The 17325-nt window shown below is 66.8% G+C and carries 15 protein-coding genes; 12 read left to right on the top strand and 3 right to left on the bottom strand.

Annotated features, from left to right (window positions below; translation table 11 throughout):
* Nucleotides 1–14: 14 nt before the first annotated feature.
* The 12 genes from AADJ02_RS09575 (at nt 15) to AADJ02_RS09520 (ending at nt 14259) form a co-directional block, all read left to right on the top strand.
* Entirely contained in the window at nt 15–1640 is a 1626-nt protein-coding gene (locus AADJ02_RS09575; RefSeq protein ID WP_341212775.1) for an ABC transporter substrate-binding protein, read from the top strand.
* A 4-nt stretch (nt 1641–1644) separates the two neighbouring features.
* Complete coding sequence (locus tag AADJ02_RS09570) at nt 1645–2604, top strand: acetamidase/formamidase family protein (protein ID WP_341212774.1); 960 nt, start codon at nt 1645–1647, stop codon at nt 2602–2604.
* Nucleotides 2601–4382, top strand: coding sequence for an ABC transporter ATP-binding protein (locus tag AADJ02_RS09565; protein WP_341212773.1), 1782 nt, complete (start codon nt 2601–2603; stop codon nt 4380–4382). The genes AADJ02_RS09570 and AADJ02_RS09565 overlap by 4 nt, the downstream gene beginning before the upstream one ends.
* A gap of 261 nt (nt 4383–4643) precedes the next feature.
* Nucleotides 4644–5630: an ABC transporter ATP-binding protein gene (locus AADJ02_RS09560; RefSeq protein ID WP_341212772.1), complete on the top strand. Its 987-nt coding sequence runs from the start codon at nt 4644–4646 to the stop codon at nt 5628–5630.
* Nucleotides 5627–6742 (top strand): dipeptide ABC transporter ATP-binding protein, encoded by a 1116-nt coding sequence (locus AADJ02_RS09555; protein ID WP_341212771.1) that lies wholly within the window; start codon nt 5627–5629, stop codon nt 6740–6742. Before AADJ02_RS09560 ends, AADJ02_RS09555 begins: the two co-directional genes overlap by 4 nt.
* A gap of 20 nt (nt 6743–6762) precedes the next feature.
* On the top strand, nt 6763–8274 hold the full coding sequence (locus AADJ02_RS09550; RefSeq protein WP_341212770.1) for an ABC transporter substrate-binding protein: 1512 nt from the start codon (nt 6763–6765) through the stop codon (nt 8272–8274).
* 55 nt (nt 8275–8329) lie between these two features.
* Entirely contained in the window at nt 8330–9274 is a 945-nt protein-coding gene (locus AADJ02_RS09545; RefSeq protein ID WP_341212769.1) for an ABC transporter permease, read from the top strand.
* On the top strand, nt 9274–10173 hold the full coding sequence (locus AADJ02_RS09540) for an ABC transporter permease (RefSeq protein WP_341212768.1): 900 nt from the start codon (nt 9274–9276) through the stop codon (nt 10171–10173). Before AADJ02_RS09545 ends, AADJ02_RS09540 begins: the two co-directional genes overlap by 1 nt.
* A 24-nt stretch (nt 10174–10197) precedes the next feature.
* Nucleotides 10198–11982, top strand: coding sequence for a gamma-glutamyltransferase family protein (locus AADJ02_RS09535; protein ID WP_341212767.1), 1785 nt, complete (start codon nt 10198–10200; stop codon nt 11980–11982).
* Nucleotides 11983–12732 (top strand): DUF1028 domain-containing protein, encoded by a 750-nt coding sequence (locus AADJ02_RS09530; RefSeq protein WP_341212766.1) that lies wholly within the window; start codon nt 11983–11985, stop codon nt 12730–12732.
* Nucleotide 12733: 1 nt separating this feature from the next.
* Nucleotides 12734–13567, top strand: a complete 834-nt coding sequence (locus AADJ02_RS09525) for a sulfite exporter TauE/SafE family protein (RefSeq protein ID WP_341212765.1) — start codon at nt 12734–12736, stop codon at nt 13565–13567.
* Entirely contained in the window at nt 13564–14259 is a 696-nt protein-coding gene (locus tag AADJ02_RS09520; RefSeq protein ID WP_341212764.1) for an FCD domain-containing protein, read from the top strand. The genes AADJ02_RS09525 and AADJ02_RS09520 overlap by 4 nt, the downstream gene beginning before the upstream one ends.
* Before the next feature lie 186 nt (nt 14260–14445).
* Here the strand turns inward: AADJ02_RS09520 and AADJ02_RS09515 are convergent, their stop codons facing one another.
* From AADJ02_RS09515 to AADJ02_RS09505, 3 genes are read right to left on the bottom strand one after another with little or no spacing between them, the layout of a single operon-like run.
* On the bottom strand, nt 14446–15441 hold the full coding sequence (locus AADJ02_RS09515; protein WP_341212763.1) for an ABC transporter ATP-binding protein: 996 nt from the start codon (nt 15439–15441) through the stop codon (nt 14446–14448).
* Entirely contained in the window at nt 15438–16484 is a 1047-nt protein-coding gene (locus AADJ02_RS09510) for a Gfo/Idh/MocA family oxidoreductase (protein ID WP_341212762.1), read from the bottom strand. Before AADJ02_RS09510 ends, AADJ02_RS09515 begins: the two co-directional genes overlap by 4 nt.
* Nucleotides 16481–17320: a carbohydrate ABC transporter permease gene (locus AADJ02_RS09505; RefSeq protein WP_341212761.1), complete on the bottom strand. Its 840-nt coding sequence runs from the start codon at nt 17318–17320 to the stop codon at nt 16481–16483. Before AADJ02_RS09505 ends, AADJ02_RS09510 begins: the two co-directional genes overlap by 4 nt.
* Nucleotides 17321–17325 lie beyond the last annotated feature (5 nt).

Genomic DNA, 17325 nt, shown 5'->3' with positions numbered 1-17325 from the left:
ACAGGAGAGTGAACATGAAGACGCTTCTCGCCTCGACCGCGCTGATCGCGGCCCTTGCCGTGCCCGCGCTGGCGCAGGACTACCAGCCCGACCCGGCCGCCACGCCCGGCGGCGCGATCACCATCACCTACAAGGACGACGTCGCCACGCTCGACCCGGCCATCGGCTACGACTGGCAGAACTGGTCGATGATCAAGTCGATCTTCGACGGGCTGATGGACTATGTCCCCGGCACCACCGACCTGCGCCCCGGTCTAGCCGAAAGCTACGAGATCTCGGACGACGGGCTGACCTACACCTTCCAGCTGCGCCCCGGTGTCGTGTTCCACAACGGTCGCGAGATGACGGCCGAGGATGTGAAATACTCGCTCGACCGCGTGACAAAGCCCGAGACGCAGTCGCCCGGCGCGGGCTTCTTCGGGGCGATCGCGGGCTATGACGCCGCCGCCTCGGGCGAGGCCGAGGGGCTGTCGGGTGTGAAGGTGATCGACGAGGCGACAGTCGAGATCACCTTGTCGCGTCCCGACGCCACCTTCCTGCACGTGATGGCGCTCAACTTCGCAAGCGTCGTGCCGCAGGAAGCCGTGGAGGCCGCGGGCGGCGACTTCGGCAAGGAGCCTGTGGGCACCGGCGCCTTCCGCTTGGGCGACTGGACCATCGGTCAGCGGCTCGTGTTCGAGAAGAACCCCGACTATTGGCGCGAAGGCATCCCCTATCTCGACCAGATCACCTTCGAGGTGGGTCAGGAACCGATCGTGGCGCTGCTTCGGCTTCAGAACGGCGAGGTCGATGTGCCCGGGGACGGCATCCCGCCCGCCAAGTTCGTCGAGGTGATGAGCGATCCCGCGCAGGCCGAGCGCGTGGTCGAGGGCGGGCAGCTGCACACCGGCTATATCACGCTCAACACCAAGATCGCGCCCTTCGACGACGTGAAAGTGCGCCAAGCCGTCAACATGGCGATCAACAAGGAGCGGATCACCCAGATCATCAATGGCCGCGCCGTGCCCGCGACGCAGCCGCTGCCGCCCTCGATGCCGGGCTACACCGAAGGCTACGAGGGCTACGCCTACGACGTCGAGGCGGCCAAGGCGCTTTTGGCCGAGGCCGGTCACGCGGATGGCTTCGAGACCGAGCTTTTCGTGATGAACACCGATCCCAACCCGCGCATCGCTCAGGCGATCCAGCAGGATCTGAGCCAGATCGGCATCGACGCCTCGATCCAGTCTCTGGCCCAGGCCAACGTCATCGCCGCGGGCGGCGAGGAAGGCCAGGCGCCGATGATCTGGTCCGGTGGCATGGCGTGGATCGCCGACTTCCCCGACGCGTCGAACTTCTATGGTCCGATCCTTGGCTGTGCGGGCGCCGTGCCGGGGGGGTGGAACTGGTCGTGGTACTGCAACGAGGATCTCGACGCGATGGCCGCCGAGGCGGATGCCATGGCCGATCCGGCGCAGGCCGAAGCGCGGCTTGGCAAGTGGTCGGACATCTACATGAGGGTCATGGAGGACGCGCCTTGGGTGCCGGTGTTCAACGAGCAGCGCTACACCATGAAGTCCGAGCGGATGGGTGGGGCGGATGCGCTCTATGTCGATCCGGTCTCGATCCCCGTGAACTACGACTACGTCTTCGTGACCGAGTAAGACCATGTGCAAGAACTGCGACTACACGATCCACGGCGCGCAGCACCATTTTGGCTGGGACAACTCAATTGCCCCCGCCGAACGGGTGGAGTCCGGCGCGCAGATCGCCTTTCACTGCATGGATTCATCGGCGGGCCAGCTCGGGCCCTCGAGCACGGTCGAGGATGTGACGGCCCTCGATTTCGGCAAGATCAACCCGGTCTCGGGGCCGATCTATGTCGAGGGGGCCGAGCCCGGCGACGCGCTGAAGATCACCATCGATAGCTTCGCCCCGCGCGAGGAGGGCGGCTCCGCCTGGGGCTGGACCGCCAACATCCCCGGCTTCGGGCTTTTGGCCGACCAGTTCACCGACCCGGCGCTGACGATCTGGAAGTACGACGCGAAGACGCTGGAGCCCGCGCTCTTCGGCGAACATGGCCGGGTGCCGCTCAAGCCCTTCTGCGGCACGATCGGCAACGCGCTGGCCGAGCCGGGGCTGCACTCCATCGTGCCGCCGCGCCGGGTGGGCGGCAATCTCGACATTCGCGATCTGGCGGCGGGCACCGTGCTCTACCTCCCCGTCGAGGTGGCGGGGGCGCTGTTCTCGGTGGGCGACACCCATGCGGCGCAAGGCGACGGCGAGGTCTGCGGCACCGCGATCGAAAGCCCGATGGATGTGGTTCTGACACTCGACCTGGTGAAGAACGCGAATCTCAAGTTCCCGCGCTTCACCACCCAAGGCCCGGTGACGCGGCATCTCGACGCCAAGGGCTACGAGGTGACGACGGGCATCGGGCCGGATCTGATGTCGGCGTCGCGCGACGCGGTGGCGGGGATGGTCGATTTCCTCTGCGCCAGCCGCCAGATGGCGGCGGTCGATGCCTACATGCTGGTGTCGACCTGCGGCGATCTGCGGATCTCCGAGATCGTCGATCAGCCGAACTGGGTGGTCGGCTTCTACTTCCCGCGATGCGTGTTCGAATGAACGCGGCCGTCACGTCGCTGTCCGGGGCCGAAAAGGCCCCGGACGCCCTGCCGGTCCTCGCGGTCAAGGGGCTGCAGGTCTCGGTGCGCACCGAAGAGGGCCCGCGCGTGCTGGTGGATGATCTGTCCTTCAGCTTGGCGCGCGGCGAGACGCTGGCCATCGCGGGCGAAAGCGGCTCGGGCAAATCGCTCACCTCGCTGGCGATCATGGGGCTTTTGCCGCCGCCGGCGGTGCATGTCTCCAAGGGTGAAATCCGCCTCGGCGAGACCGACCTGCTGACCCTGCCCGAGCGGCGGATGCGCAGCCTGCGCGGTGCCCGCGTTGCGATGATCTTTCAAGAGCCGATGACCTCGCTGAACCCGGTGCTGACCATCGGGCACCAGCTCACCGAGGCGATCGAGGCACACGAGAGCCTGTCGCGCCGTGACGTCCGCGACCGCGCGATCGAGGCGCTGCGCGCGGTGCGCATGTCGCAGCCCGAGGCGCGGCTCAAGCAATACCCGCATGAATTGTCCGGCGGCATGCGTCAGCGCGTGATGATCGCCATGGCGATCGCGCTGCGCCCCGATGTGCTGATCGCCGACGAGCCGACGACCGCGCTCGACGTCACTGTGCAGCGAGAAGTTCTGGAGCTTCTGCGCGATCTGCAGCGCGAGTTGGGCACCGCGCTCATCCTCATCACCCACGACATGGGCGTGGTGGCCGAGATGGCCGACCGCGTCGTCGTCATGCAATCTGGCCGCATGGTCGAACAGGGCCCGGTGCGCGAGATTTTCGCCGCTCCGCGCGAGGCCTACACCCGCGCGCTTCTGGCGGCAGTGCCGCGTATGGGGAGCGGTGCGGGTCCAACCAGCGAACCTGGCGCCGGCGCCGTCACGGTCGCGCGGATCAAGGACCTGAGTGTCCGCTTCGACATCCGGGGCGGCGTTCTCAACCGGGTCACCCACACGGTGCATGCCGTGGCTGGGGTCAGCTTCGATATCCGCGCGGGCGAGACGTTCTCCCTTGTGGGGGAGAGCGGCTGCGGCAAGTCGACCATCGCCAAGGCGCTGACCGGTCTCGTGCCCTTCGAGGGGCGGATCGAAGTGGCCGGGCGGGCGCTCGAGAGCGGACAGAGGCCCGACGCCGCGTTTCGCCGCGAAATCCAGATGATCTTCCAGGATCCGATGGCCTCGCTTGATCCGCGCATGCGGGTGGGCGACCTGGTGGCCGAGCCGCTGGTGATCCACCGGATCGGGGGCGGGGCGGAGCGCCGCGCAGAGGTCGAGGCGCTGTTCGAGCGTGTCGGGTTGGAACGCGACCAGATCGACCGCTATCCGCACGAGTTTTCGGGTGGGCAGCGGCAGCGGATCTGCATCGCGCGCGCTCTGGCGCTGCGCCCCAAGCTGATCATCGCCGACGAGAGCGTCTCGGCGCTCGATGTGAGCGTGCAGGCGCGGGTGCTGGAACTGCTCAGAGCGCTCAAGACCGAGTTCGGCATCGCCTATCTCTTCATCAGCCACGACATGGCGGTGGTCGAGAACGTCTCCGACCGGATCGCGGTGATGCGGCTTGGGCAGGTCGTCGAGATGGGCAGCCGGGCGCAGGTCTTCGGCGATCCGCGGCATCCCTATACCCGACAGCTCATCGCGGCGGTGCCGGTGCCGGACCCGACCCACGCCCGCGCACCGGCCACGCGTCCGCAGGGCGACGTGCCGACCCCGGTGTTGCCCATAGGCGCGTCACCCCAGAGGGCCACACTGGTCGATATCGGCGAGGGACATCTCGTCGTGCCCTGAGACGCGCACACACAGGCATGTGGCACAAATTTCGGGCTTGGAGCAGCCTCCGCGACCCGCACCGGCCCGGCCTTGGCGGGCCGGACCAATTTTCCATTGCTTCTGAAATCTGCGGGGTATTCGCCCGGGATAACCTCCGTGCAGATAGTTAAAAAACGGGGTTGTCAGATGGGTCGATGACTGCCACCAATCCGACATTGGTTTCTGAATGGGTTGGACTCGTCGAGTCCCTTGGCCCATCCGCAGAGGGAAACACGTCGAATGGATCAGCCACTTCTCGAGGTTCGAAACCTGCAATTCCGCTTCCGCGGGCAGGATCAGGACGTGGTGCAGGACGTGTCCTTCCAGGTCGGCCGCAATGAGACGCTGTGCATCGTCGGAGAGAGCGGTTGCGGCAAAAGCGTCACGGCACTGGCGCTGATGGGCCTCCTGCCGAAGGACGACGTGCGCTTCGGCGGCGGCGAGATCCGCTTCGACGGCGAAGGCTTTGCGCCCGCCGATCACAGTCGCATCGCGCAGATGCGCGGCGACCGGATGGCGATGATCTTCCAAGAGCCGATGACCTCTCTCAACCCCGCCTTTCGGATCGGCGACCAGATCGCCGAGGCCGTCGAGAGGCACCGTCGGTGCGGAGGTGCGGCGGCGCGCGCCCGAGCGCTCGAGATGCTGAGGAAGGTCGGCATCCCCGCGCCGGAGCAGCGGCTAGACGAATACCCGCACCAGCTTTCTGGCGGGATGCGCCAAAGGGTGATGATCGCCATGGCGCTGGCCAACGACCCCGAGCTTTTGATCGCCGACGAGCCGACCACCGCGCTCGACGTGACAGTGCAGGCGCAGATCCTCGATCTCATCGCCGAGCTGCAGGCCGAGACGGGCATGGGCACGATCATGATCACCCATGACCTCGGCGTGGTGGCGGAGATCGCGACCGATGTCGCCGTGATGTACGCGGGCCAGGTGGTTGAATACGGGCCGGCGGAGGCGATCTTCAACGACCCGCAGCACCCCTACACCATCGGGCTGATGGCCTCGGTGCCGACGCTCACCGGGCCGAGACGCCGCCTGTCGACGGTGCCGGGGTCGGTGCCGAGCATCGGTCAAATGCCCGAGGGCTGCCGCTTTTCATCGCGCTGCCCCTTTGCCGCGCCGGTCTGCGCGACCCGGCCCGATCTGGCCGAAGTTACCGCTCGTCACCGCGCCGCCTGCCACTTCGCCCCGTTGGAACTGACATTGGAGCGCAGCGCATGAGCGACACCATTCTCAGGGCCGAGGGTCTCAAAAAGCACTTCCGCGTTGGTGGTGGCTTCATGTCCGAGACCAAGGTGGTGCGCGCGGTCGATGGCGTGTCGATCGAGATCAGGCGCGGCGAGACCTTCGCCATCGTCGGCGAGAGCGGCTGCGGCAAGTCCACGCTGGCGCGTCTGCTGATGCGGCTCCTTGAGCCGACGGAAGGGGCGATCGCGTTCGAGGGGCGTGACATCGCGGGCATCCGGGGCCGCGACCTGCGCGAGCTGCGCCGCGACATGCAGTTCGTGTTTCAGGACCCCTTCTCCTCGCTCAACCCGCGCATGAGCGTGGGCAAACTGGTCGGCGAGCCGATCGAGACGCACCGGCCCGAGCTGTCGCGCGCGCAGCGCCGGGCCGAGGTGGCGCGACTGCTCCGCACCGTGGGGCTGCGCCCCGAACACGCCGACCGCTATCCGCACGAGTTCTCGGGCGGCCAGCGCCAGCGCATCGGCATCGCCCGCGCGCTCGCGTCGAACCCGCGTCTCGTGATCGGTGACGAGCCGGTTTCGGCGCTTGACGTGTCGGTGCAGGCGCAGGTGGTGAACCTGCTGCACGATCTCAAGTCGCAGTTCGACATGACGCTGGTGATCATCGCCCACGACCTCGCGGTGATCCGCCACATGAGCGACCGCGTCGCGGTGATGTATCTGGGCCAGGTGGTCGAGAGCGGGCCGACCGACGAGATCTTCTCGCGGCCGCGGCATCCCTACACCATGGCGCTCTTGTCGGCGATCCCCGAGGCCGCGCATGGTCGCGCCAAGACTCGGCTCGCGCTCAAGGGGGAGACGCCGAGCCCGGCGAACCCGCCATCGGGCTGTCGTTTTCACACCCGCTGCCCCTTCGCACGAGAGGATTGCGCGACGGTCGTGCCCGACCTGCGCGCAACGGCGGACGAGACCCGCGTCGCCTGCCACCACTGGCAGGAGATCGCGGCCACGCGGCCAGAGGCGGGCCTCACCTCCGCCGCCGCACGCAGCGAAGGCGCGCGACGACGTTTCGCCCTCTACGAGGCGGCCACGCTGCAACAAGACAACCGATCCGAAACGGCGAACAACGCCGGGGCAACAACCTGACCGACAGACAGAGGTAAACCATGACTTTCCGCAAGACCACGCTGCTCGCTGCGCTTTTGAGCGCCACCGCGCTTTCGGCGCAGGCCGCAGACTTCCGCTTCGCTCTCGAAAGCGATCCCGACGTGCTCGACCCCGATCAGTCGCGCACCTTCGTGGGCCGCATCGTCTATACCGCGCTGTGCGACAAGCTCGTGGACATCACCCCCGATCTCGAGATCGTGCCGCAGCTCGCCACCGAATGGAGCTGGAACGAGGACGGCACGCAGCTCACCATGAAGCTGCGCGAAGGCGTGACCTTCCACGACGGCACCGCCTTTGACGCGGAGGCCGTGGCCGCCAACATCGAACGCTCGCAGACCATGGAGGAGAGCCGCCGCAAGTCCGAGGTTGCCTCGATCTCGGGCACCGAGGTACTTGGTTCCTACGAGATCCGCATCGACCTCACGCAGCCCGACGCAACGCTTCTGGCACAGCTCGCCGACCGCGCGGGCATGATGGTCTCGCCGACCGCCGCCGCCGAAGCGGGCGCCGACTTCGGTCTGAACCCAGTCTGTTCGGGCCCGTTCAAGTTCGAGGAGCGGGTGGCGCAGGACAAGATCGTCCTGTCGAAGTTCGCCGAGTACTGGAACGCGGACGAGATCAACTTCGACACCGTCACCTACCTGCCGATCCCCGACAGCACCGTGCGTCTGGCGAACCTGCAGTCAGGCGATGTCGACGCGATCAACCGTCTGGCCGCCACCGATGTCGCACAGGTGCGCAACGATCCCTCGCTCAAGGTCGAGGAAGCGGTCTCGCTGGGCTATCAGGGCATTACCTTCAACATCGGCAACGGCGAGCGCGCCGACAACCCTTGGGGTCAGGACGCGCGGCTGCGCCGGGCGCTGGAGCTGTCGCTCGACCGCGAGGCGATCAACCAGGTGGTATTTGAGGGCACCGCCCCCGCCGGCAACCAGGCCTTCCCGCCGAACTCGCCTTGGTACAACGCGAACATCCCCGTGCCTGCGCGCGATGTCGAGGCGGCAAAGGCGCTGCTCGCCGAGGCAGGTTTTGCCGACGGGATCGACCTCGAGGTGCAAGCCCCCAACGCGCCGGTCAACCTGCAACTGATGCAGGTGATCCAGTCGATGGCCGCCGAGGCGGGGATCCGCATTTCGATCACCTCCAAGGAATTCGCCACCATGCTGTCCGACCAGACGGCGGGCGATTTCACCGCAAGTCAGGTTGGCTGGTCGGGCCGGGTCGATCCGGATGGCAACATCCACCAGTTCATGACCACCGATGCCGGGCTCAACGACGCGAAGTTCTCGGACCCGGAGGTGGACCGTCTGCTCGACGAGGCCCGGGTGACGACCGACACCGCGGCGCGCAAGGAGAGCTATGACGCGGCGACCGCGATCCTCGAAGAGGCCAAGCCCATCGTCTATCTCTACCACGAGACTTGGATCTGGGCGCTCGACGCCGCGGTCGAGGGCTTCGTTGCCTATCCCGATGGCATGTTCCGCTTTGAGGGCGTGAGCAAGTCCGAGTGATGCGACCGGCCGCGCCGCCCGATGCGGCGCGGCCCCCAACCTCCGGGTGCCCCTGATGCTCGCCTTTCTGCTGCGCCGGATCGTCATCGCGATCCCGACCGTCATCCTCATCTCGATTTTCGTCTTCGGCTTGCAGAAGCTGCTGCCGGGCGATCCGATCCTCGCCATGGCGGGAGAGGAGCGAGATCCGCAGGTGATCGAATTCCTGCGCGAGAAATACCGCATGAACGATCCCGTCTGGGTGCAGTACATCACCTGGATCAAGGGCGTGGTCACTGGCGATCTCGGGATCTCGCTGCGCACCAACCAGCCAGTCACGGAACTGATCGCGCAAAAGCTTCCCGTGACGATCCAGCTCGCGCTCATGGCGCTGGTCTTCGCGCTGGTGATCGGCATCCCGGCGGGCATCCTTTCGGCGGTCAAGAAGGGCACGATCACCGACTATATCGCCAACGTCGTGGCGCTGTCGGGCCTGTCGATCCCGAACTTCTGGCTCGGCATCATGCTGATCCTTCTGGTCGCGGTGAACTGGCAGCTTCTGCCCGCCTCAGGCTACGTGCCGCCCTCCGATGACCTGTGGCTGTCGATCAAGACCATGCTTATGCCCGCCTTCGTGCTGGGCACGGCGCTCGCCGCGACGCTGATGCGCCACACCCGATCGGCCATGCTGGGCGTGCTCAAGTCCGACTATGTACGCACCGCGCGTGCCAAGGGCCTCAACGAGCGCCGGGTGATCCTCAAGCACGCGTTTCGCAACGCGCTCACCCCGATCGTCACGCTGACGGCGCTCTTGTTCGGAGAGCTGATCGCAGGGGCGGTGCTGACCGAGCAGATCTTCACCATTCCGGGCTTTGGCAAGCTGGTGGTCGATGCCGTGTTCAACCGCGACTACGCGGTGGTCCAAGGCATCGTGCTGATCACGGCGATGGGCTTCATCGTCATGAACATCCTCGCCGACGCCGCCTATTACGTCCTGAACCCGCGCCTGAGGAAGCAATGATGGCCCAGCCCGCCACCCCCGCCACGCTCAAGCCGCAGGTCATGGCCGACCCGGTGCTTCAGGCCCGTCCCGAAAACCGCGTCTGGAAGAAGTTCCGCAGCCACAACTCCGCCGTCCTCGGCGGCGTGCTGGTGGGGTTCTTCGTGCTCATGGCCGTCTTCGCGCCACTTCTGCCGATCCCCGATCCGACCGCCACCGATTGGGGCGCGGTGCGCAAGGGCCCCTCGGCCGCGCATTGGCTCGGCACCGACGAGATCGGTCGCGACGTGCTGTCGCGCCTTGTCTGGGGTGCGCGCGCCTCTCTGATGGCGGGCGTCATCTCGGTTGGCATCGCCGTGGTCTTCGGCGTGCCCCTAGGGATCCTCGCGGGCTATTTCGGTGGCTGGACCGATGGCATCATCTCGCGCTGCACCGAGGCGCTGCTCGCTGTCCCGTTCCTGATCCTCGCCATCGCGCTCGCGGCCTTTCTCGGCCCGTCGCTCACCAACGCGATGATCGCCATCGGTCTCTCGGCCACGCCGGTCTTCGTGCGTCTGACGCGCGGACAGGTGATTTCGGTCAAGGCCGAGGATTACGTCGAAGGCGCGCATGCGATCGGGCTGTCGACGCCAAAAATCCTGCGCCGCTACATCTTTCCGAACATTCTGCCCCCGGTGCTGGTGCAGGCGACGCTGACCATCGCCACCGCGATCATCGCCGAGGCCTCGCTGTCGTTCCTCGGCCTCGGCCAGCAGCCACCCGCGCCGTCCTGGGGCTCGATGCTCAACACCGCCAAGAACTTCCTGAGCCAGGCGCCCTGGATGGCGCTCTGGCCGGGCATCGCGATCTTCCTCGTGGTGCTGGGCTTCAACCTTCTGGGCGACGGGTTGCGCGACGCGCTCGACCCGCGCGAACACTGAATACCAAGAACGAGAGTTATCCAAATGACCGCTTTCACCACCCGCCCCGAGATCCGCGGCACCTTCGGGGCCGTCGCCTCGACCCACTGGATCGCCTCCGCCGTCGGCATGGGCATCCTCGAGCGTGGCGGCAACGCCTTTGACGCCGCCGTCGCCACCGGCCTCGTGCTGCAGGTGGTGGAGCCGCATCTCAACGGCCCGGCGGGCGACCTGCCGGTGGTGTTCAAATCCGCCAAGACTGGCAAGGTCGAGGTGATCTGCGCCCAGGGGCCGGCTCCCGCAGGGGCCACGATCGAGCACTACAAGGCGCAGGGCTTCGACCTCATCCCCGGCACCGGGCTTCTGGCCACGGTGATCCCCGGGGCCTTCGACGGCTGGATGCTGATGCTGCGCGATCACGGCACGATGGAGATCGCCGACGTCATGCGCCCGGCCATCGATTATGCCCGCGACGGCCACCCGGTGCTGCCGCGCGTGGCGGCGACGATGCAGGGTCTGGTTGAGTATTTCGAGGCCGAATGGCCGACCTCCGCCGAGGTCTGGGCGCCGGGCGGCCGTGCGCCCGAGGCGCATGAGCTGTTTCGCAACCCCGACCTCGCCGACACCTACGAGCGGCTGTCCGAGGCCGGTGGCGAAAGCCGCGAGGCGCGCATCGATACGGCTCGCGCGATGTGGGCCGAGGGCTTCGTGGCCGACGCCGTGGCCGACTACCTCAAGGATGCCGAGGTGCACGACGTGTCCGAGCGCAAAAACCGCGGTGTTCTGACCAAGGCGGACATGGCGGGCTGGCGGGCGAGCTACGAGGCACCGGTCTCGATCGATTACCACGGCTGGACCGTCCACAAGACCGGGCCGTGGGGGCAGGGGCCGGTGCTGTTGCAGGCGCTGTCGATCCTGAAGAAATTCGACCTTGCCGCGATGGACCCCAACGGGGCGGAATTCGTGCATGTGGTGATCGAGGCGATGAAGCTCGCTTATGCCGACCGCGAGGCCTATTACGGCGACCCGGCACAGTCCGACATCCCGATGGAGGTTCTTCTGTCGGATGCCTATGGTGCCGAGCGCGCCAAGCTGATCTCGGACGCCGCCTCGCTGGAGCAGCGCCCCGGTCGGATTCCAGGTTTCGAACATCAGGCTGACGCCGCGATCGAGCGCGCCTCCCGCGACTTCGACCGCAACCCCGAGGCCGCACCGCAGGAGCCGACTATGGCGCACCTGTCGGAAAAGCGCGGCGATACTGTGCATCTCGATGTGATCGACCGCTGGGGCAACATGGTCGCGGCGACCCCCTCGGGCGGCTGGCTGCAGAGCTCGCCCGTGATCCCGGGCCTCGGCTTTCCATTGAACTCGCGCGCCCAGATGTTCTGGCTCGACGAGGGCCTGCCCACTTCGCTCGCTCCGGGCCGCCGCCCGCGCACCACGCTGACGCCGAGCCTCGCCGAAAAGGACGGGCGCGCGATGGTCTTCGGCACGCCCGGCGGCGATCAGCAGGACCAGTGGCAATTGGTGTGGTTCCTGCGTTTCGTGCACCACGGGCTCGATCTGCAGGAGGGCATGGACGCGCCGCTGTTCCATTCGATGCATTTCCAAGGCTCGTTCTACCCGCGCGAATGCAAGCCCGGCGAGATGATGATCGAGCCTTCGGTAGGTGAGGAGGTGATCGAGGCCCTGCGCGCGCGCGGCCACAAGGTGACCGTGGCCGAACCCTGGAGCGTCGGACGCCTGACGGCGGCGCTGCGCGAGCCGGACGGGCTGTTGCGCGCGGCCGCCACGCCGCGGCTGATGCAGGCCTATGCGGTGGGCCGCTGAATGACTTATTCGATCATTGCGCATGACCCCGACACCGGCGAGATCGGCATTGCCGTCGCCTCGCGTTTTTTCGCCGCCGGGGCGGCTGTTCCTTATGTCGGGGCGCGCTGCGCCGTGGCGACGCAGGCTTTCGTCAATCCGATGTGGGGCGTCGAGGGGCGCGCTCGGCTGGCCACGGGCGAAAGCGCCGAGGACGTATTGGCCGATCTCGTGGCCCGCGACGAAGGCCGCGACATCCGGCAGTGCCACATGATGGATGCGCAAGGGTGTTTTGTCGCCCATACCGGCACGGGCTGCATCGATTGGGCCGGGCATCTGGTCGGGCCGCATCATTCGGTGGCGGGCAACATGCTGACGGGCGCTGAGGTCGTGGAAGCGACCTATGCCGCCTATATCAAGTCGCAGGGCACCATGGCCGAACGGCTTCTCGATGCGATGGAGGCAGGCGAGCGCGCGGGCGGCGACAAGCGGGGCCGTCAGGCCGGCGGGCTCACTGTGCATCGTGGGCAGGACTATGCCTTCCTGTCACTGCGCGTGGACGACGACCCGGATCCGCTGGCCGAACTGCGCCGCCTGCTCGACGTGGCGGATGAGCGCTACTTGCATGTCGCGGGCGCGATGCCCACGGCCGAGAATTTCTCGGGCACCACCGACCGCGCGCCGATCGACCGCGCCATCGCGCAGGCCGAGGCCCGCCGCGCCGCCGAAGGCCGCGTCTCGCGATCCCGCGCGACCGAGACGGGGGCCTGACATGGATCTCGGCACCATTCTCACGCTTCTCGCCGTCGCCGTCGCGGCGGGGGTCGCGGGCGGCATCCTCGCGGGCCTATTGGGCGTCGGCGGCGGCATCGTCATCGTGCCTGCCCTTTATTTCGCCCTATCGCTCACCGGCATGGAGCCGGGGCTGACCATGCAGGTCGCGGTCGGCACCTCTTTGGCCACCATCGTCTTTACCTCGATGTCCTCGGCTTGGGGCCATCACAAGAAGGGCGCGATCGACGCAGGGCTTCTGAAACTCTGGGCGCCCTCGATCCTCATCGGCGTGGTGCTGGGCAGCTTCACCGGCGGGTTGATCGACGGGCGCATCCTCATCGGCGTCTTTGCTGTCGTGGCCGCCGTCGTGGCCGCCGACATGGTGCTGCGCGGACGCAAGGGCGAGGTCACGCCAAAGTTCTTCTCGAGACCGGCTTGGGCGGGCTTCGGGGTGTTTGCGGGTACGGTGTCGTCGATGATGGGCATCGGCGGTGGCACGGTCTGCGTGCCGCTCCTGAACTTTCTCGGCTACGACATCCGCCGCGCGGTCGGCACCTCGGCGGCGATCGGCTTCGTGATCGGCCTGCCGGGCGCGATCATCTACATGTTGACCGGGATCGGATCCGAGGGCCTGCCGCCTTTTTCGCTGGGATACGTCAACCTCGTTGCCGTGGCCGTGATCATCCCGCTCACCACCAGCTTTGCCGGTGTCGGGGTGAAGCTCGCCCATGCGATCCCGCAGCGGGCATTGCGCCTGTCCTTCGGGCTGTTTCTGGCATTGACCTCCGCCCGGATGCTCTGGGATCTTGTCGGGGCGATGGAGTTGGCATGACCGAAGGCGATGATGACAGGATCCTGACCCGGCTGCGCGCCGGGCTGGACGACGAGAGCCTTCTCGCCAATGGCAGGGTGTTGCCGGAGCGGCAGCTGGCCGAGCGGCTCGGGCTCGGTCGGGGGCGGCTCAGGTCTCTGCTCGACGTGCTCGAGGCCGAAGGCACGATCTTTCGGCGGCAGGGGCAGGGCACCTTCGCCGCGCCGCCCCCGGGAGGCGTGGGCATCGAGACCCTCGTGCGGCAGGTCACGCCGCACAACCTCATGGAGGTCCGTATGGAGATCGAGCCGGCGCTGGCGGCGCTGGCGGCGCAGCGCGCGACCTCCGAGGAGCTTTCGGTGCTGGAGCGGCTGATGCAGGCGACGCTGTCGACCGGCGAAGCGCGCGCTTACGAGACCGCCGATGACATCTTTCACTTCAAGATCGCCGAACTGGCGCACAACCCGCTGTTCCTGACGATCCACCAGTCGATCCGCTCGGTGCGGCGGCACGCGCAATGGACGGACCGACGGCGCGAGACGTTTTCGACCGACCGGATCGCTGCTCTGGGCCGACAGCATCAGGATCTCTTTGCCCATATCGCCGGCCGCCGCCCGTCCGAGGCCGCCGCGGAAATGGAGCGGCATCTGCTTTCGGTATCGAGCACGATGCTGCGTGTGCGACGTCACGAGGTGGAGGCAAAGGCCGAGTAGGCTCCGAGCAGGGCGGGCGGCTCGCACGATGCGAGCCGTGCGGGGTGCGGATCAAAGAGGGGGAGCATCCCCGGCCAAACCTGACGCCCCCCGCGCAAGCACTGGGTCGCGACCGGTCGGCGGTGGGACGCCGCATGGACCGTCGCGGGGTCCGCATTCGCGGTTCACCCCCTGACCCCGTGCCGCCTAGCGCAACCGTTGCCCCCCGGCGTCGAACAGAAAGCCATGCGCGGGGTCGAACCCCATCGCGATCCCCTCGCCGACCTTGGCAGCGTGTTGGCCGAACATGCGGATCGTCGCCTGCGCGCCGGCCTCGGTGCCGACCACGATGTTGGTGTCGCCGCCTAAGCGCTCGACATGGGTGATCCTGCCGCGGATCGGACCTTTGGGATCGGGGCGCAGATGTTCGGGGCGGATGCCCAGAACGGCACCCTCGGGCGCGTCCGACACGGGCGCCAGAAAATTCATCGACGGTGCGCCGAGAAAGCCCGCGACAAAGCGGTTGGCGGGATTGTTGTAGAGCTCCATCGGCGCGCCCACCTGCTCGACCCTGCCGTCGCGCAGCACCACGATCCGATCGGCAAGAGTCATCGCCTCGGTCTGATCGTGGGTGACGTAGATCATCGACGCCCCGAGCGTCCGGTGCAGCTGCGCGATCTCGATGCGGGTGTTCATGCGCAGCGCCGCATCGAGGTTCGACAATGGTTCGTCGAACAAAAACAGTTTGGGCTGGCGCGTCACGGCACGGCCGATGGCGACGCGTTGGCGTTGGCCGCCCGAAAGCTCGGAGGGGCGTCGGTCGAGATAGGGGCCAAGCTCCAGCATCCGCGCCGCTTCCGCGATGCGCTCCTCGATCACCGCCTTCGGCTGGCCCTCCTGCCGCAGCCCCAGCGCCATGTTGCCGCGCACATCGAGATGCGGGTAGAGCGCGTAGCTCTGGAACACCATGGCGATGCCACGCTTGGCGGGAGGCGTGCGCGTGACGTCGGCCCCGGCGATCTCGACCCGGCCCGAGGTCGCGTCCTCCAGCCCCGCGATGACCCGCAACAGAGTCGACTTGCCACAGCCCGAAGGGCCGACGAAGACCACGAACTCGCCTTCCTCGACGGTGAGATCGATGTCGTGCAGCACTTGCACCTTGCCAAAAGACTTGCTCACCTTTTCGAGCGTGAGTGCGGTCATGGGGTCTCCTCCAGATCGACAAGCAGATCAACAGGCTGGCCGGTGCGGATGCTGTGGTCGGCGGCGAGGCAGATGCGCAGCGATTGCACGGCGTCACGCATGTGGCGGGTCAGGTCGATGTCTTGGGCGATGGCGCGCAGCAGATAGGCCTGCTCGGCGTCGCACAGCGCCTGATGGCCCGGCTCGTCGGGCATCTCCATGATGCGGTCACCATCGGGGCGGTGCAGCCGAATCGCGCCGACCTTGGTGTGGCCGTCCACGTCATCCGAAGCCCCGGTGTTGCCCTCGGCGATCGAAACCGATCCGTTGGGCGAGACGATGTCCTTCACGAAGCTCGCGGTCTCGGACATCATCGGCCCCCAGCCCGCCTCGTACCAACCGACCGAGCCATCTTCGAAGACCACCTGAAACTGGCCATAGTTGTACATGTCTTCGGGGATTTCGTCGCTGAGCCGAAGCCCGATGCCATGCACTCGCAAGGGCCGCGCGTCGGTCACCTGACACATCACGTCGACGTAGTGAACGCCGCAATCGACGATGGGCGAGGTGGTCTGCATCAGGGCTTTGTGCGTCTCCCAGGTAGCGCCCGAGGACTGTTGATTGAGGTTGAGCCGGAACACATATGGCCCGCCCAAAGTCCGCGCCTCCTCGATCAGCCGCTGCCAGCTCGGGTGATGGCGCAGGATGTAGCCGACGACGAGCTTGCGCCCGGTCTTGCGTGCGCAATCCACCACGCGGGTCGCATCGGCCACGGTGGTGGCGAGCGGCTTTTCGACGAAGACATGCGCGCCCGCGCGCATCGCGGCGCAGGCATAATCGGCATGGCTGTCGGAATAGGTGGCGATGACCACGACATCGGGGCGTGTCTTGGCCAGGGCCGTGTCGTAATCGGTGAAGAGCGGATAGGGGGCGAGCGCGTCGGGAAGGGCGCGCGCCGAACGGTTCACCAGCCCTACGATCTCGCTGTCCGGGTGGGCGTGATGGGCCAGCGCGTGGCTCAGCCCCATGTTGCCAAGCCCGGCGATGAGGACGCGTTGGGTCATTTGACGGCTCCCGAGGTGATGCCGCGGATCAACTGCCGCGAGAAGATGACGTAGAGCACCAGCACCGGCAAGATCGCGAGGCTGAGCGCCGAGAGCACCGCGTTCCAGTCGGTCACGAACTGGCCGATGAACACCTGTGAGCCGAGGGTGAGCGTCTTTACCTCCTCGGCCGGGGCGAGGATCAGCGGAAACCACAGATCGTTCCAGATCGGGATCATGTTGAACACTGCCACCGTCGCCATGGCGGGGCGCACCAAGGGCAGCACGAGGCGAAAGAAGATCTTGTATTCGCTGAGTCCGTCGATGCGGCCTGCGTTCCTCAGGTCGTCAGACACCTGCCGCATGAACTCCGACAGGATGAACACCGCGAGCGGCAGGCCTTGGGCGGTGTAGACGAGGATCAGCGCCCAAAGCGTGTTCACCAGCCCCGTCGCCACCATCATCTGCAGGATCGCCACCGTACCGATGCGGATCGGGATCATGATGCCGAGCGCGAGGTAGAGCCCCATCAGCGTGTTGCCGCGAAACCGGTACTCGGCCAGCGCGAAGGCCGCCATTGCGCCGAACAGCAGGATGAAGAACAGCGAGGCCACGGTGACGATGAGGGAGTTCTGGAAGTAGAGGAAGAAATCGCCCTGCTTCATCACCGTCTGGTAGCCGATCAGGCTGAAGCTTTCGGCATCCGGCAATGCCAGCGGCTCGCGGAAGATCGCGCGGCGCGCCTTGAAGCTGTTGATGACGATGACGAAGACCGGGAACAGCGCGATCAGCGTATAGGTGATCAGCGCCGCATGGGCCGCGACCGAATTGAGCGGTGTGTGTCGTGCGGTGGACATCGCAC

The sequence above is a fragment of the uncultured Limimaricola sp. genome (genome assembly GCF_964022235.1).
GTDB lineage: Bacteria > Pseudomonadota > Alphaproteobacteria > Rhodobacterales > Rhodobacteraceae > Limimaricola.
The sequence above is the reverse complement of the archived record's forward strand: the minus strand, read 5'-3'. Positions and strand labels throughout refer to the sequence as shown.

Coding starts and splice junctions, on each gene's coding strand:
- AADJ02_RS09575 (WP_341212775.1), top strand. CDS start 15: ATGAAGACGCTTCTCGCCTCGACCGCGCTGATCGCGGCCCTTGCCGTG.
- AADJ02_RS09560 (WP_341212772.1), top strand. CDS start 4,644: ATGGATCAGCCACTTCTCGAGGTTCGAAACCTGCAATTCCGCTTCCGC.
- AADJ02_RS09515 (WP_341212763.1), bottom strand. CDS start 15,441: ATGACCGCACTCACGCTCGAAAAGGTGAGCAAGTCTTTTGGCAAGGTG.
- AADJ02_RS09520 (WP_341212764.1), top strand. CDS start 13,564: ATGACCGAAGGCGATGATGACAGGATCCTGACCCGGCTGCGCGCCGGG.
- AADJ02_RS09550 (WP_341212770.1), top strand. CDS start 6,763: ATGACTTTCCGCAAGACCACGCTGCTCGCTGCGCTTTTGAGCGCCACC.
- AADJ02_RS09545 (WP_341212769.1), top strand. CDS start 8,330: ATGCTCGCCTTTCTGCTGCGCCGGATCGTCATCGCGATCCCGACCGTC.
- AADJ02_RS09510 (WP_341212762.1), bottom strand. CDS start 16,484: ATGACCCAACGCGTCCTCATCGCCGGGCTTGGCAACATGGGGCTGAGC.
- AADJ02_RS09555 (WP_341212771.1), top strand. CDS start 5,627: ATGAGCGACACCATTCTCAGGGCCGAGGGTCTCAAAAAGCACTTCCGC.
- AADJ02_RS09540 (WP_341212768.1), top strand. CDS start 9,274: ATGGCCCAGCCCGCCACCCCCGCCACGCTCAAGCCGCAGGTCATGGCC.
- AADJ02_RS09535 (WP_341212767.1), top strand. CDS start 10,198: ATGACCGCTTTCACCACCCGCCCCGAGATCCGCGGCACCTTCGGGGCC.
- AADJ02_RS09570 (WP_341212774.1), top strand. CDS start 1,645: ATGTGCAAGAACTGCGACTACACGATCCACGGCGCGCAGCACCATTTT.
- AADJ02_RS09505 (WP_341212761.1), bottom strand. CDS start 17,320: ATGTCCACCGCACGACACACACCGCTCAATTCGGTCGCGGCCCATGCG.
- AADJ02_RS09530 (WP_341212766.1), top strand. CDS start 11,983: ATGACTTATTCGATCATTGCGCATGACCCCGACACCGGCGAGATCGGC.
- AADJ02_RS09565 (WP_341212773.1), top strand. CDS start 2,601: ATGAACGCGGCCGTCACGTCGCTGTCCGGGGCCGAAAAGGCCCCGGAC.
- AADJ02_RS09525 (WP_341212765.1), top strand. CDS start 12,734: ATGGATCTCGGCACCATTCTCACGCTTCTCGCCGTCGCCGTCGCGGCG.